13 protein-coding genes, 4 tRNA genes, 1 rRNA gene and 1 pseudogene are annotated in these 14,149 nt (G+C 46.5%); 13 read left to right on the top strand and 6 right to left on the bottom strand.

Annotation, left to right across the window (positions count from 1 at the left end; translation table 11 throughout):
• Nucleotides 1-58 precede the first annotated feature (58 nt).
• The 3 genes from rsmB to def form a co-directional block, all read right to left on the bottom strand.
• Nucleotides 59-1,339, bottom strand: coding sequence for a 16S rRNA (cytosine(967)-C(5))-methyltransferase RsmB (gene rsmB, locus BTO10_RS19935; RefSeq protein ID WP_004739334.1), 1,281 nt, complete (start codon nucleotides 1,337-1,339; stop codon nucleotides 59-61).
• A gap of 89 nt (nucleotides 1,340-1,428) precedes the next feature.
• The gene (gene fmt, locus BTO10_RS19930) at nucleotides 1,429-2,376 is read right to left on the bottom strand and encodes a methionyl-tRNA formyltransferase (protein WP_105025635.1); all 948 of its coding nucleotides are present in this window, start codon (nucleotides 2,374-2,376) and stop codon (nucleotides 1,429-1,431) included.
• A gap of 35 nt (nucleotides 2,377-2,411) precedes the next feature.
• Entirely contained in the window at nucleotides 2,412-2,927 is a 516-nt protein-coding gene (gene def / locus BTO10_RS19925) for a peptide deformylase (RefSeq protein ID WP_004739338.1), read from the bottom strand.
• 129 nt (nucleotides 2,928-3,056) lie between these two features.
• On the opposite strand from def, the pseudogene BTO10_RS19920 reads away from it, so the two are divergent.
• From BTO10_RS19920 to BTO10_RS19905, 4 genes and pseudogenes are all read left to right on the top strand, one after another.
• Nucleotides 3,057-4,142, top strand: a pseudogene (locus BTO10_RS19920) (LysM peptidoglycan-binding domain-containing protein).
• Complete coding sequence (dprA, locus tag BTO10_RS19915) at nucleotides 4,139-5,251, top strand: DNA-processing protein DprA (RefSeq protein ID WP_105025634.1); 1,113 nt, start codon at nucleotides 4,139-4,141, stop codon at nucleotides 5,249-5,251. The pseudogene BTO10_RS19920 and the gene dprA overlap by 4 nt, the downstream one beginning before the upstream one ends.
• A 2-nt stretch (nucleotides 5,252-5,253) precedes the next feature.
• Nucleotides 5,254-5,730: a DUF494 family protein gene (locus BTO10_RS19910; protein ID WP_029235095.1), complete on the top strand. Its 477-nt coding sequence runs from the start codon at nucleotides 5,254-5,256 to the stop codon at nucleotides 5,728-5,730.
• A gap of 12 nt (nucleotides 5,731-5,742) precedes the next feature.
• Nucleotides 5,743-6,312 carry a DNA topoisomerase family protein gene (locus tag BTO10_RS19905; RefSeq protein WP_105025633.1) on the top strand — a complete coding sequence of 190 codons (570 nt, stop codon included), beginning with the start codon at nucleotides 5,743-5,745 and terminating at the stop codon, nucleotides 6,310-6,312.
• A 75-nt stretch (nucleotides 6,313-6,387) separates the two neighbouring features.
• On the opposite strand, the gene BTO10_RS19900 is transcribed toward BTO10_RS19905, so the two are convergent.
• Entirely contained in the window at nucleotides 6,388-7,518 is a 1,131-nt protein-coding gene (locus BTO10_RS19900; RefSeq protein ID WP_105025632.1) for a 5-(carboxyamino)imidazole ribonucleotide synthase, read from the bottom strand.
• Between the two features lie 5 nt (nucleotides 7,519-7,523).
• A complete protein-coding gene (purE, locus tag BTO10_RS19895; RefSeq protein WP_105025631.1) occupies nucleotides 7,524-8,009 on the bottom strand; it encodes a 5-(carboxyamino)imidazole ribonucleotide mutase in 486 nt (161 codons plus the stop codon).
• Nucleotides 8,010-8,204: 195 nt separating this feature from the next.
• Between purE and BTO10_RS19890 the strand changes: the two genes are divergently transcribed.
• From BTO10_RS19890 to BTO10_RS19875, 4 genes are all read left to right on the top strand, one after another.
• Nucleotides 8,205-8,762, top strand: a complete 558-nt coding sequence (locus BTO10_RS19890) for an L-threonylcarbamoyladenylate synthase (protein ID WP_004739350.1) — start codon at nucleotides 8,205-8,207, stop codon at nucleotides 8,760-8,762.
• A 20-nt stretch (nucleotides 8,763-8,782) separates the two neighbouring features.
• Entirely contained in the window at nucleotides 8,783-9,700 is a 918-nt protein-coding gene (hemF, locus tag BTO10_RS19885) for an oxygen-dependent coproporphyrinogen oxidase (protein WP_105025630.1), read from the top strand.
• Nucleotides 9,701-9,777: 77 nt separating this feature from the next.
• Nucleotides 9,778-10,608 carry a shikimate dehydrogenase gene (gene aroE, locus BTO10_RS19880; protein WP_105025629.1) on the top strand — a complete coding sequence of 277 codons (831 nt, stop codon included), beginning with the start codon at nucleotides 9,778-9,780 and terminating at the stop codon, nucleotides 10,606-10,608.
• 16 nt (nucleotides 10,609-10,624) lie between these two features.
• Nucleotides 10,625-10,894: a DUF1488 family protein gene (locus tag BTO10_RS19875; protein WP_105025628.1), complete on the top strand. Its 270-nt coding sequence runs from the start codon at nucleotides 10,625-10,627 to the stop codon at nucleotides 10,892-10,894.
• Here the strand turns inward: BTO10_RS19875 and BTO10_RS19870 are convergent.
• Nucleotides 10,891-11,436, bottom strand: coding sequence for a gamma carbonic anhydrase family protein (locus tag BTO10_RS19870; protein WP_105025627.1), 546 nt, complete (start codon nucleotides 11,434-11,436; stop codon nucleotides 10,891-10,893). The two genes, BTO10_RS19875 and BTO10_RS19870, sit on opposite strands and share 4 nt — an antisense overlap.
• Before the next feature lie 511 nt (nucleotides 11,437-11,947).
• On the opposite strand from BTO10_RS19870, the gene BTO10_RS19860 reads away from it, so the two are divergent.
• The 5 genes from BTO10_RS19860 to BTO10_RS19840 all read left to right on the top strand — a co-directional run bounded on the left by BTO10_RS19860 (nucleotide 11,948) and on the right by BTO10_RS19840 (nucleotide 13,949).
• Nucleotides 11,948-13,500: ribosomal RNA gene (locus tag BTO10_RS19860) — 16S ribosomal RNA — on the top strand.
• A gap of 89 nt (nucleotides 13,501-13,589) precedes the next feature.
• Nucleotides 13,590-13,665, top strand: a tRNA-Glu gene (locus BTO10_RS19855).
• Nucleotides 13,666-13,667: 2 nt separating this feature from the next.
• Nucleotides 13,668-13,743, top strand: a tRNA-Lys gene (locus tag BTO10_RS19850).
• A 25-nt stretch (nucleotides 13,744-13,768) separates the two neighbouring features.
• A tRNA-Ala gene (locus BTO10_RS19845) sits at nucleotides 13,769-13,844 on the top strand.
• A 29-nt stretch (nucleotides 13,845-13,873) separates the two neighbouring features.
• Nucleotides 13,874-13,949, top strand: a tRNA-Val gene (locus BTO10_RS19840).
• Nucleotides 13,950-14,149 lie beyond the last annotated feature (200 nt).

Below are 14,149 nucleotides of genomic sequence, written 5' to 3'. Positions count from 1 at the left end.
ATAGTGCACCAGAAAGAAACAGCGGCTAAGAAATAAAATTCTTAGCCGCTGTTACTTGTTATGCCTGTTTTACTAGAACTGCGTAGTAGAAGCCATCCATATCTTCTTCACCAGGCAGTATTTGACGACCCGGATTTTCGATATCAGACCCAACTAGCGTTGCGTTCTCAGTACGTTCTAGGAATGCTTTCACCTGCAGAACGTTCTCTTGTGGTGTGATAGAACATGTTGCGTAAACCATGGTGCCGCCTTCTTTCAGCTGGCGCCACATTGCATCCATGATCTCACTTTGCAGTTCCGCTAGTGCTTCTATATCCGATGCACGACGCAGCCATTTGATGTCTGGGTGACGGCGGATTACGCCAGTCGCAGAACAAGGCGCATCAAGTAGGATACGGTCGAACTTATCGCCCATCCACCACTCTTCAGGGTAGCGAGCATCGCCACAAATTACGTCGGCACGCAGTTGTAGACGTTCAAGGTTATCGTAAACGCGGTCTAGGCGTTTAACATCACAGTCAATCGCAACCACTTCAGTGTCGTTAGTGTGCTCAAGAATATGCGCTGTCTTGCCGCCTGGTGCTGCACAACAGTCTAGGATCAGCTCACCGTCTTTTGGTGTTAGGTAATCAACCGAAAGCTGAGCCGCTGCGTCCTGTACTGAAACCCAACCTTTGTCGAAGCCTGGCAATAAAGTTACATCACAAGGTGAAGCCAATTTTATTGCATCCGCTGCTTCTGAGTGCAGGGTGTATTCAATGTTTTCGTTTTTAAGCAGTTCAACATACTCGTCACGAGTGTGGTGTTGGCGGTTTACACGCAGCCACATTGGTGCCTTGCTGTTGTTGGCTTCAATCAATTGCTCCCATTGATCTGGGTAGCTCTCTTGAAGCATTTTTAGAATCCAGCTTGGGTGCCCGTATTTGCCCGCGTTGTGGCTAACGGCTTTTTCATCCAGCTCTTCTTGGTCACGTAGGTAGCTACGTAATACTGCGTTGATCAAACCACTTAGGCTTGGACCGCGCAGTGTTTTGGTGCCCTCAACCGTTTCCGCAACAGCTGCATGCGAAGGGATGCGCATGAAGCTTAGTTGGTAAATGCCTACCAGAATCAGGTGGTGGAATACACGCTTTTTACCTTTAAGCGGGTTTTCCATCAGTTCGTTAGCGATTGACTCTAGACGAGGCAGGTAACGAAGTGCGCCGTAGCAAATCTCTTGCAGTAGAGCGTGGTCTCGCGGGCGGATCGTTTTTTGAGCCGCAGGGAGAGCGTGTGAAAGAGAGTGGCCTTTATCGACAACTTGAAATAGGACATTTGCAGCAGCAGCGCGAACATTCATGAGGGGTACCGAATATTTATTTAAATACATGAGGGCATCTCTGCCCTCGTAAAGGTTTTCTAAGCTGCGTTATGGCAGCTTTAAAGCGGTTAAGAAAGTTGAGTTCCAACTTCAAACCAGCTTGCACGAGAGTTCAAGATATCCTGAACTGACATGGCTTTTTTGCCTGGAACTTGTAGCTGTTCAAGAACAAGTACACCTTGCCCTGTTGCTACATAGATACCAGTTTTATCGGCTTGCAGAATGGTACCTGCAGGCTTATCAGAGGTTTGCTCTGCCACACGGCTTTGCCATACCTTGATGCTGTTTTCTGCAGCTTCAAAGTGGCTCATTGGCCATGGGTTAAAAGCACGAACGCAGCGCTCAATATGAGCCGCGTCATCACTCCAGTTGATACGTGCTTCTTCTTTGCTTAGCTTCTTCGCATAGTTCGCAAGCTCATCGTCTTGCTTTTCAGCGACTGCTTTACCTGAAGCGATGTCGGCTAAACACTCAACTAGAGCGTCAGGGCCAAGGCCCGCTAACTTCTCGTACATCGATGCACTAGTATCTGTTGCTTCGATTGGTAACGTCGCGATACTCAGCATGTTACCTGTGTCTAGGCCGATATCCATCTGCATGATCGTAACGCCAGTTTCTTTATCACCTGCCCAGATAGAGCGTTGGATCGGAGCAGCACCACGCCAGCGCGGTAGGATAGAGCCATGTACATTGATACAACCTAAGCGAGGTGTATCAAGTACCACCTGTGGTAGCAACATACCATAAGCGACCACTACCATAATATCGGCATTAAGGGCTGCCAATTCTTGCTTAGCCTCATCTGACTTGAAGTTCTCTGGTTGATAAACCGGAATTTCGTGCTCAAGTGCGAGTTGTTTTACTGGTGGCGCAGATAGTTTTTTTCCGCGGCCTGCAGGGCGATCTGGGTTAGTATAAACCGCAATTACTTCATGCTCCGAAGACAACAACGCCGCCAAGTGACGGGCGGCGAAATCCGGAGTACCTGCGAAGACAATTCTTAAAGACTGACTCAAGGTAGGCTTCCTTCTTAATTTACTAATAGCTGCGATTATTTGCCTTGCTTCTCATTGAAGCGTTTGATTTTCGCTAGCTTATCTTGAATACGTTTACGCTTAAGTGGCGATAGGTAATCAACAAATAACTTGCCTTCTAGGTGGTCAAGCTCGTGCTGAACACAGATAGCCAGAAGGTCATCAGCGTCGAAGGTGAATTCGTTGCCGTCACGGTCTAGTGCTTTAACCGTTACTTCTGCAGCGCGAGGTACTAGAGCTCTAGCGCCAGGTACAGATAGACAACCTTCTTCGATACCATCTTCGCCGCGCTTCTCGATAATTTCAGGGTTGATAAGAACCATTGGTTCATCACGCGTTTCTGAAATATCAATGACTACGATACGCTGGTGGAAATCTACCTGCGTTGCCGCAAGGCCGATACCTTCTTCGTCGTACATGGTTTCAATCATGTCATCAACGAACTTTTGAATCTCTGGGGTAACTTCTTTTACCGGTTTCGCCACGGTACGTAGACGATCATCTGGTAATGTTAATACTTGTAATACAGACATATACACTCGAAATATTGAACTGTGCCGAAACAGCTTTAACCTTGTTGGCTCAATTCTAGACATTTTAGAGGTCAAATGACAGCATCCTGATGGTAATTCTCCAAATATACAGACCAAGGAAGCTAGGTCATGCGTCATGTTTACTCCACTTTATCGCTTGTTTTTTCCTCAATTTCTTTTGTCGTGGTGGCAGAAAATAGTGAGTAACCTTTAACCATTAAGCGAGGTGCGCCTGAAGCCTATGTGGTGGTTAAGGGCGACACCTTGTGGGATATCTCAGCAATGTATCTCGATAGCCCTTGGTTGTGGCCAAGGTTATGGCAGGTGAACCCAGAGATAGAAAATCCTCACCTTATTTATCCCGGAGACAAACTGTCTTTGGTTTGGATTAATGGCGAACCTGTGTTGAGCCTCAAGCCGGTTATCAAACTCAGCCCTAAGATTCGTGTCTCTGAGAAGAAAGCAGTGCCTACTGTCAATGAGGGGTTGGTTTTGCCTTATTTGCAGTCTGATCGCTTGGTTGAGCAACAAGATATTGAATCGGCGCAACGAGTGTTGGGAACAAGCGATGGAAAACGCTTCTTGTCTGGGGAAGACCGATTATTCATATCTGGAAACCAGCAGCACCCTAAGTGGGGTATTTACCGCGCCGTTGAAACTTATCAAAGGCAGCATCCTCAAGCGAGTATCACTTCTTTGCGCTTAGTTGCCACTGCACGCTTAAAAGAAGTGGATGCTGAGTTCAGTAGCTTACAGATAGAGACTCAGCTGCAAGAAGTTCTGCTTAACGATCTAGTATTGCCAGATCTGGACGTCGACCAAGTTAATCTTTCTACCACCTTCTATCCAACTCCCAGTGCTGCGGGGCAGTTTGCCAATATTTTAGGTTCTCTCGAGGGTAATCAATACAGTGCGAAAAATCAGGTAGTTGTGATCAACAAGGGCTCGCATGACAATCTTCGCCAAGGCTCCATGTTTACCCTCAGAGAAAGTGGTGCGGTTGTGTTCGGCAAACAAGGTGAATACAGCTACAAAGAGTCTTCAGCGAGTAATAAAGTGCAGCTACCAAGTACCTCACTGGGCAGCCTTATGGTCATTCGAGCTTATGAGTATTTTAGCCTCGCCCTGATCACTCAAAGTTCAAAGCCAGTAAGCAATGACATTCTAGCGATATCTCCTTTGGATCTAGCTGTGACGGAAGAGGGAAGCGAGTGAATGAACAGCAATTGATCGCTTGGTTAACGTTAAGCTTTATTCCGCAACTGGGTGGAAAGCGTCTTGCTCGCCTACTGAGTGTTGATTCTCCTTTAAACATTGTTGGTTACTCAGGGCAACAGCTGCAGGCATTGGGCTTATCAACTAAACAAATCGCTTATCTACGAGATCAAGCCCCAAGAGAGGTAGAGGCTTGTCTCGCTTGGCAGGCTAAACAATCCAACCATCACATCCTTACTCCGAGTTGCCTACACTATCCTAAATTGCTGAGTGAGATAGCTTCAGCACCCACAGTGCTTTTCGTCAAAGGTAATGTTGAAAAGCTGATAGAGCCTCAAATTGCTATGGTCGGCAGCCGTAATGCCAGCATCGAAGGCTTACAGACTGCGAAATCATTTGCCAAAGAGTTTGTACAAAATGGCTTGATTGTCACCAGCGGTTTAGCCTTAGGTATCGATGGCTATGCTCATGATGGTGCGTTAGAAAAAGGAGGCGAAACCTTTGCTGTGCTAGGCTCTGGCTTGGATTCTATTTATCCTGCGAGACACAGAAACCTCGCGGCTAGGATATGTGAAAGTGGGGCGCTAATCTCAGAGTTTCGTCCAAGTGCCAAACCGCGACCTGAACATTTCCCGCGTCGCAATCGTATTATTAGTGGCTTATCGTTAGGAACCTTGGTGATCGAGGCTGCAGAGAAGAGTGGTTCACTAATTACCGCTCGCTACGCTTTGGAGCAAGGGCGTGAAGTATTCGCGCTTCCAGGCTCTATCCATAGCCCAACGAGTCGTGGAGGCAATAGCTTAATCAAAGCTGGTGCTTGCTTGGTACAGAGTGCTCAAGATGTCTTGGTTGAAATAAAGAGTCTGTTAGACTGGTCTATAGACCAACAGCCTAATTTATTCGAACCTGCGCCAAGCTTGGAGGAAAATGAACAATTGCCATTTCCACATCTGTTAGCTAACGTAGGATTAGAGGCGACACCCGTTGATATTTTGGCACAGAGAACCCATATACCTGTGCATGAAGTCATGATGCAGCTTTTAGAGCTTGAGCTCTCAGGGCATGTTGTTGCAGTTTCCGGTGGCTATATTCGAAAGGGGAGAGGCTAGCTATGATGATGGACATACTGATGTACTTGTTTGAAACCTACATCCATAGCGATTCTGAATTGCAGGTGGATCAAGACGAACTTGAAGATGAACTTCTTCGAGCAGGGTTTCACCAAGATGATATTTATAAGGCTCTCCATTGGTTAGAAGATCTTGCTGCACTGCAAGACACCGATAACCAAGCGGCGATTACTATGTGCTCCAATACCTCGATGCGTGTTTATACAAGTAAAGAGATATCACGTATTAATATGGAGTGTCGCGGTTTCTTGTTGTTCCTTGAGCAGATCAACGTCCTCACGACAGAGATCCGTGAAATGGTGATTGATCGTGTGATGGGGTTAGAGACCAATGAATTTGAGTTGGATGATCTGAAGTGGATTATCCTAATGGTGCTGTTTAACGTACCGGGTAATGAAAGTGCTTACACGCAAATGGAAGAGCTGTTGTACACCAAAGAGCAAGGTATCTTGCATTAATACAGGCTTATCATGAGTAGTAAGATTGATAATCAGCTTTTTTCAGCACATGAACATGCACTAGAACATGAACCGTGTCCACAGTGTGGCGGAGAGCTTCAGCTTCGCCATGGTAAGCACGGTCCGTTTTTAGGCTGTAAGCAATATCCGAGTTGCGACTACATCAAGCCTTTGCACCAAAACGATGGCCATGTAGTTAAAGAGCTGGGTGTACCGTGCCCTAAATGCCAAAACGAGCTGGTGTTGAGGCAAGGTCGCTATGGCATGTTTATTGGTTGTAGCAGCTACCCTGCGTGTAATCACATCGAATCTTTAGACCAGCCCAAAGAACAATCTGAAGAGCAGCCGTTGGTTGGCTGTCCTGATTGTGGCAAAGGCCATTTGGTCGAGCGTAAATCTCGCTACGGCAAAACTTTCTACGCATGTGATAACTACCCTAAGTGTAAGTTTGCAGTAAATCAGCCGCCTATTATCGGTCGTTGTGAAGTGTGTCAGTTCCCGCTGTTGCTTGAGAGGAAAACAGCTCAAGGGATGAAAAAGCAATGTGCCGACCGCAAATGTCACCACATTCAATCTGAATAGCCTCAGGTTATAGAGATAAAAATGGCGCTCACTGAGCGCCATTTTTTGTATCTAAACTAACAAAGCCATGTTGGCTTATTTCATCTGCTCAGCAAATTCATGAATAGCTGGATAAGCTTTTTTGTCGAGAATATCAGCCAGAGAACATAATGTTCTTTGCAGTTCGGCGTTGTAGTCTGCGCTCACGTTAATGTGACCCATCTTACGGCCTGCTCGTTTCTCTTTACCATACCAATGAATATGACAACCGCCTTGAGCCAAAATAGCGTCAGGTAGAGTATCTTCACCAAGGATGTTGATCATTGCGGTTGGACGAATCAGCTTGGTGCTACCTAGTGGCATTCCACAGACCGCACGAAGGTGATTCTCAAACTGACAAGTCTCAGCACCTTGCTGTGTCCAGTGTCCTGAGTTATGCACACGTGGTGCAATCTCGTTAACCAGCAGTGAACCTTGAACGTCAAAGAACTCAAGTGCTAGCACGCCAACGTAATCTAGGCGCTCAGCAACCGCGGTAAACATGGCTTTCGCTTGTTCTTGCAGCTCAATATCATCAATTGCGGTCGATAGGCTTAATACGCCATCGGTGTGAACGTTTTCTGCCAATGGGTAAACTTGAACCTCTCCATTAGTTCCACGAGCACCAACTAGTGATACTTCACGGTCGAACGGAACAAACTCTTCTGCCACAATTGCTTGATTGTCGGTTGCAGCAATGCACTCGGCCATTTCTGTCCAAGTTGCTTCAACGCTGTCTAATGTTTTTAAACGCCACTGGCCTTTGCCATCGTAGCCGCCAAGTGTGCTCTTCAACACCATCGGTAGGCCAACATGAGCAATTGCAGCGTCAAAGTCTTCGCGAGAGTTAATCACGTAGTACTTAGCGTTCTTCACGTTCGCTTCGTCTAACAGCGCTTTTTCGAGGCGACGGTCACCGCCAGCTTTGATGGCTTCTGTGGTCGGTAAGAACTTACCGCTGCGCTCACATACTTCAAGCACATCATGAGGGATGTGTTCGAACTCAGCAGTAATCACGTCCGCGCGCTCAATCGCATTTTCTAAGCCGTTGCCTAGAATCGCTTGCGTTAATGGATGAACAATATTTTTGCTGCCAACATCAAAAGCAGAAATTTCAATATTCAGCGGTGCCCCAGCGAGGGACATCATGCGAGCAAGTTGGCCCGCGCCTAACACAAGAACATGCATGGGAATTAGTCCTCTGCAGGGTTTGGATTAGCAAGTACCGTTTCTGTTTGCTCAGAGCGGAATGCTTCTACTTTTGCCATTACTTCTTCATTGTGTGTACCAATGATTTGAGCAGCTAGGATGCCAGCGTTCGCTGCACCCGCTTCACCGATAGCTAGAGTACCAACTGCGATGCCTTTTGGCATTTGCACGATAGAAAGCAGAGAATCCATGCCTTTCAGCGCTTTAGACTGAACTGGAACACCAAGTACAGGTACGCTTGTGAAAGCTGCTGCCATGCCTGGTAGGTGAGCTGCACCGCCAGCACCAGCAATAATGACTTTAATACCGCGCTCTTTCGCACTGGTTGCGTAGTCTGCAAGCAACTGAGGTGTGCGGTGAGCTGAAACCACTTTTGTTTCGTACGCTACGCCAAACTGATCCAACATGTCCGCAGCTAGCTTCATTATTGGCCAATCAGATTTAGAACCCATGATAATACCGACAGTCATCTCAAACTCCTTCAGGTACGATTTAATTAGTGATTAGATATTTTGCGCGCATTATACGGGTAAAACCGCCCAAGGAAAACGTTTGCGTCAGTCTAAATTGCCAATTGATACATTTTATAAACAAATAGCTTTAGTAACAGTGAGTGATAATTTGTACACTTAGCGAGTTCGATAACTGACTTAATGAGGCAACCCGTGGATAACTTTCAACATACATTGCAGGCATTACAACAGGGCGAAGTCATTGCTTACCCGACCGAAGGCGTTTTTGGGGTTGGTTGTGATCCTGATAATCCACATGCCATCAAGAAATTACTCGAGTTAAAACAGCGTCCAGTTGAAAAGGGCTTGATCTTGATTGCTGCAAGTTACGAGCAGCTGCTTCCTTATATTGATGAAAGCCAACTGACCGGTGAGCAGCTTGCGACGGTTAAAGCAACATGGCCAGGACCGGTCACTTGGATAATGCCAACCAGTGCTAAAGTGACTGATTGGGTGAGTGGTCAGTTTGATTCAATCGCTGTGCGAGTGACGGATCACCCTTTGGTTCAAAGAATGTGTAATGAATTCGGTAAGCCGTTAACCTCTACCAGTGCTAACCTGACGGGCGAACCACCTTGTATGACGACTGAAGAAGTACAACAGCAACTTGGCCAACACTTGGTTGCGATTCTTGAAGGGAAAACGGGTGGTCGTGACAAGCCAAGCGAAATCAGAGATGCAAAAACGTCGAAAATATTAAGACAGGGTTAAACCCTGCAAAGGAAAGTAAAATGTCAGCAATTGATAAAGAAGCAGTAAAGCAGTTTTTACTGAGCCTACAAGATTCGATTTGCCAACAGCTTGAACAAGCTGATGGTAGCGCACTATTTAAAGAAGATGCATGGGAACGCGAACCTGGCGATCGCCTTGGTGGCGGTGGTCGTACTCGTGTTATGACTGACGGTGCGGTCTTTGAACAAGGTGGTGTAAACTTTTCTCACGTTGCAGGTAAGGCAATGCCAGCTTCAGCAACGGCTCATCGCCCAGAATTAGCCGGACGTAAGTTTGAGGCAATGGGCGTATCGTTAGTTATCCACCCTAAAAACCCTTATATCCCAACCTCTCATGCTAACGTTCGATTCTTTATTGCCGAAAAAGAAGGCGAAGACCCTATTTGGTGGTTCGGTGGTGGTTTCGATTTAACGCCATTCTATCCTTTCGATGAAGATTGCCAGTCTTGGCATCAAACCGCTAAAGACCTGTGTGCGCCATTTGGTGATAACGTGTATCAAGAACACAAAGAGTGGTGCGATAAGTACTTCTATCTACCTCACCGCGATGAAACGCGTGGTGTTGGTGGTCTGTTCTTTGATGACTTAAATGAGTGGGGCTTTGAAAAGAGCTTTGCTTACATGCGAGCAGTTGGTGAAGGCTATGCTGTGGCATACCTACCTATTGTTGAGCGTCGTAAAGAGACACCTTATGGTGAGCGTGAACGTGACTTCCAGCTTTATCGCCGTGGTCGCTACGTTGAATTCAACCTAGTCTATGACCGTGGCACTTTGTTTGGCCTACAAAGTGGCGGGCGCACAGAGTCTATCTTGATGTCTATGCCGCCATTGGCACGTTGGGAATACCGTTACGAACCTCAAGTAGGGTCACCAGAAGCGTTGCTTTATAGCGACTACCTAAAACCTCGAGCTTGGTAGTTCTTCCTTCCTTATAGGGATAGTGATAGGGTCATCTATATAGATGACCCTTTTTATAATTTCTGTTAGGTAAGGATATGACACAGCAAGTAGATCGTTATGCCGTTTTCGGTAACCCTATTGGGCAAAGCAAATCGCCATTCATCCATACGTTATTTGCTCGCCAAACTAACCAACAACTTACCTATACAGCACTACAGCCAGAACATGGCCAGTTCATTACCTCGGCCAAAGCCTTTTTTAGTGAAGGTGGAAGAGGATGTAACGTCACCGCACCCTTCAAAGAAGACGCTTATCAGTTTGCTAATCGATTGACTGAAAGAGCTCAACTAGCTGGTGCCGTAAATACTCTTAAGAAGTTAGATGATGGAGAAATCATTGGTGATAACACCGATGGTGAGGGGCTTGTTCAAGATTTGCTTCAACACCAAGTGGTATTAGAGGGAACTCGAGTTCTCCTGCTTGGGGCTGGTGGTGCAGCAAGAGGAGTGATTCAACCTCTGCTTGATCAAAAGCCGCAGCAATTAGTGGTGGCTAATCGCACCAGTTCAAAAGCTGAATTGTTAGCTGAAATGTTTGCTGCGCATGGAAACATAAAAGGGATGGGGCTAAGTGATGTGGACGAAGGCTTTGATGTCATTATTAACTCAACATCATCAGGTCTAAGTGGTCAACTACCAGAAGTTTCTCCAACTATCTTTAATAGTAATAGTGTCGTCTACGACATGGTTTATGGCTCAGGCAATACGGTATTCAACCAATGGGCATTAGATAATGGTGTTCATGCTGCTTACGACGGTTTGGGTATGCTAGTAGGACAAGCGGCTGAGAGTTTTATGTTGTGGCGTGGTCTTCGCCCAGGCACAAAACAGATTTTAAGAGAGTTGCGTAAGAACCTAGAGATATAACAAGGTATTTATAAAAATGAACCAATCAATCCTATTTCCAGATACCCAAGACTGGGATGAAGAGAGTCAATCTATTGTTTTTCCAGCGCAACAATCAGGAGCATTGATTGAGTGTGTAGTGTCGATTGAAGAGTTGTCACGACTATCATGTAAAGACATCGAAGGCGGCGAACAAGCTTTGGCTGTCTTTTCAGAGCTTCGCTTTGATATTGAAGAGTTAGCGGAAGAGCTAATAGAAGAAGAGGAGTATGACTCCTCTAATCGCATTCAGATCAAAGCGCTTTAAACGGGAAGCACAGAGTTTAGATAGTCGTTTTTATTCTGAACATAGTTGTCAGCTGATTTCTGTAAGAAAGCACGTTCTTTATCATTCAGTGGACGTGCTTGTTTAACTGGGCTTCCTACATATAGATAACCACTTTCAAGAACCTTGTTAGGTGGAACCAAACTTCCTGCACCAATCATCACGTCTTGTTCGACGACCACACCATCTAATACGATAGCACCCATGCCTACGAGTACGCGATCTTTAATTGTGCAGCCATGCAGCATTACTTTATGACCGATCGTGACATCATTGCCTATTAATAGAGGGTAACCCTCAGGCTTCTCTGCATTCTTATGGGTAACATGGAGAACACTGCCGTCCTGGATATTGGTTCTATCGCCAATATGGATATGGTTCACATCTCCTCGAGCTGCGACTAAAGGCCATACACTAGAGTCATCACCGATTTTGATATCACCAACAAGTACTGAGCTTGTATCTATATAGACACTTTGCCCGAGCTGAGGTGATATACCTTTATAACTACGAATTGAACTCATAAATCCTCCTTTATATAGGCACCTTAAGCCTTTAATCGTGGAGAATACTAGTGAAAACGGCGTGTTTTGAACAAAAAACGCTCGAACAATCAAAAAAGTAAGAAAAACTTAAAAAAGGCCTTGCCAACGTGACGCTGATCTCTATAATGCCACCTCGCTGACACGGGATGGCTTCTTAGGAAACCAAAACGAATCAGCAAGCCAAATTAGCCAAGCCAAGCGCTTGAAAAAAGTTTTGAAAATAGTGGTTGACACTAAAACTTAAATCGCTAAAATGGCCGTCCGATTTGAGCGAAGCTCAAAAAGGAAAAGCTCTTTAACAATTTAAACCTATCAATCTGTGTGGGCACTCGTTGATGAATATCAAAAATGAAACTTCGGTTTCAACTTGATTTCAATGAACTGAGTGACCAATTCGAATCGTAAGATTCGGCACAGTCAATTCAACATTACTTAGCTTTTTATTAAGCGAAGAGAATGTAATCAGTATTCATTGAGTCACCAAAATCTTAAATTGAAGAGTTTGATCATGGCTCAGATTGAACGCTGGCGGCAGGCCTAACACATGCAAGTCGAGCGGAAACGAGTTATCTAAACTTTCGGGGGACGATAACGGCGTCGAGCGGCGGACGGGTGAGTAATGCCTAGGAAATTGCCTTGATGTGGGGGATAACCATTGGAAACGATGGCTAATACCGCATAATGCCTACGGGCCAAAGAGGGGGACCTTCGGGCCTCTCGCGTCAAGATATGCCTAGGTGGGATTAGCTAGTTGGTGAGGTAATGGCTCACCAAGGCGACGATCCCTAGCTGGTCTGAGAGGATGATCAGCCACACTGGAACTGAGACACGGTCCAGACTCCTACGGGAGGCAGCAGTGGGGAATATTGCACAATGGGCGAAAGCCTGATGCAGCCATGCCGCGTGTATGAAGAAGGCCTTCGGGTTGTAAAGTACTTTCAGTTGTGAGGAAGGGGGTGTCGTTAATAGCGGCATCTCTTGACGTTAGCAACAGAAGAAGCACCGGCTAACTCCGTGCCAGCAGCCGCGGTAATACGGAGGGTGCGAGCGTTAATCGGAATTACTGGGCGTAAAGCGCATGCAGGTGGTTCATTAAGTCAGATGTGAAAGCCCGGGGCTCAACCTCGGAACTGCATTTGAAACTGGTGAACTAGAGTACTGTAGAGGGGGGTAGAATTTCAGGTGTAGCGGTGAAATGCGTAGAGATCTGAAGGAATACCAGTGGCGAAGGCGGCCCCCTGGACAGATACTGACACTCAGATGCGAAAGCGTGGGGAGCAAACAGGATTAGATACCCTGGTAGTCCACGCCGTAAACGATGTCTACTTGGAGGTTGTGGCCTTGAGCCGTGGCTTTCGGAGCTAACGCGTTAAGTAGACCGCCTGGGGAGTACGGTCGCAAGATTAAAACTCAAATGAATTGACGGGGGCCCGCACAAGCGGTGGAGCATGTGGTTTAATTCGATGCAACGCGAAGAACCTTACCTACTCTTGACATCCAGAGAAGCCAGCGGAGACGCAGGTGTGCCTTCGGGAGCTCTGAGACAGGTGCTGCATGGCTGTCGTCAGCTCGTGTTGTGAAATGTTGGGTTAAGTCCCGCAACGAGCGCAACCCTTATCCTTGTTTGCCAGCGAGTAATGTCGGGAACTCCAGGGAGACTGCCGGTGATAAACCGGAGGAAGGTGGGGACGACGTCAAGTCATCATGGCCCTTACGAGTAGGGCTACACACGTGCTACAATGGCGCATACAGAGGGCGGCGAACTTGCGAGAGTAAGCGAATCCCAAAAAGTGCGTCGTAGTCCGGATTGGAGTCTGCAACTCGACTCCATGAAGTCGGAATCGCTAGTAATCGTAGATCAGAATGCTACGGTGAATACGTTCCCGGGCCTTGTACACACCGCCCGTCACACCATGGGAGTGGGCTGCAAAAGAAGTGGGTAGTTTAACCTTCGGGAGGACGCTCACCACTTTGTGGTTCATGACTGGGGTGAAGTCGTAACAAGGTAGCCCTAGGGGAACCTGGGGCTGGATCACCTCCTTATACGAAGATATTCACGATAAGTGTCCACACAGATTGATACGGTTTAGAAAGTAAAAGAGACGAAGAACTCCCAAGTTCTTCAATCCAGTGTCCCGTTCGTCTAGAGGCCTAGGACACCGCCCTTTCACGGCGGTAACAGGGGTTCGACTCCCCTACGGGATACCATTGGGTCGTTAGCTCAGTTGGTAGAGCAGTTGACTTTTAATCAATTGGTCGCAGGTTCGAATCCTGCACGACCCACCATTTCCTCCCAAGGAAATAAAAATATGGGGCTATAGCTCAGCTGGGAGAGCGCCTGCCTTGCACGCAGGAGGTCTGCGGTTCGATCCCGCATAGCTCCACCATTCCTTCCATAAGGAATTAAAACTTTTATGGGCGATTAGCTCAGTTGGGAGAGCACCTGCCTTACAAGCAGGGGGTCACTGGTTCGAGCCCGGTATCGCCCACCATCTTTAAGCATTCTTACGAGTGTGTTTAAAAATGGGTTAAAAGTTTAACACTTTGAAACTCTTGCTCTTTAACAATTTGGAAAGCTGACTGATTAACTCTAAGAGTTAATCAAATTAAAAGTTCTCAATGTTTATCTGCTCTTATTTATTAAGAACAGTAAACACAACACAAACACATTCAAGTGTCTTGTATTCGATTC

Origin of the sequence: Vibrio chagasii, assembly GCF_002954585.1 — a bacterium.
Taxonomy (GTDB): domain Bacteria; phylum Pseudomonadota; class Gammaproteobacteria; order Enterobacterales; family Vibrionaceae; genus Vibrio; species Vibrio chagasii_A.
The sequence above is the reverse complement of the archived record's forward strand: the minus strand, read 5'-3'. Positions and strand labels throughout refer to the sequence as shown.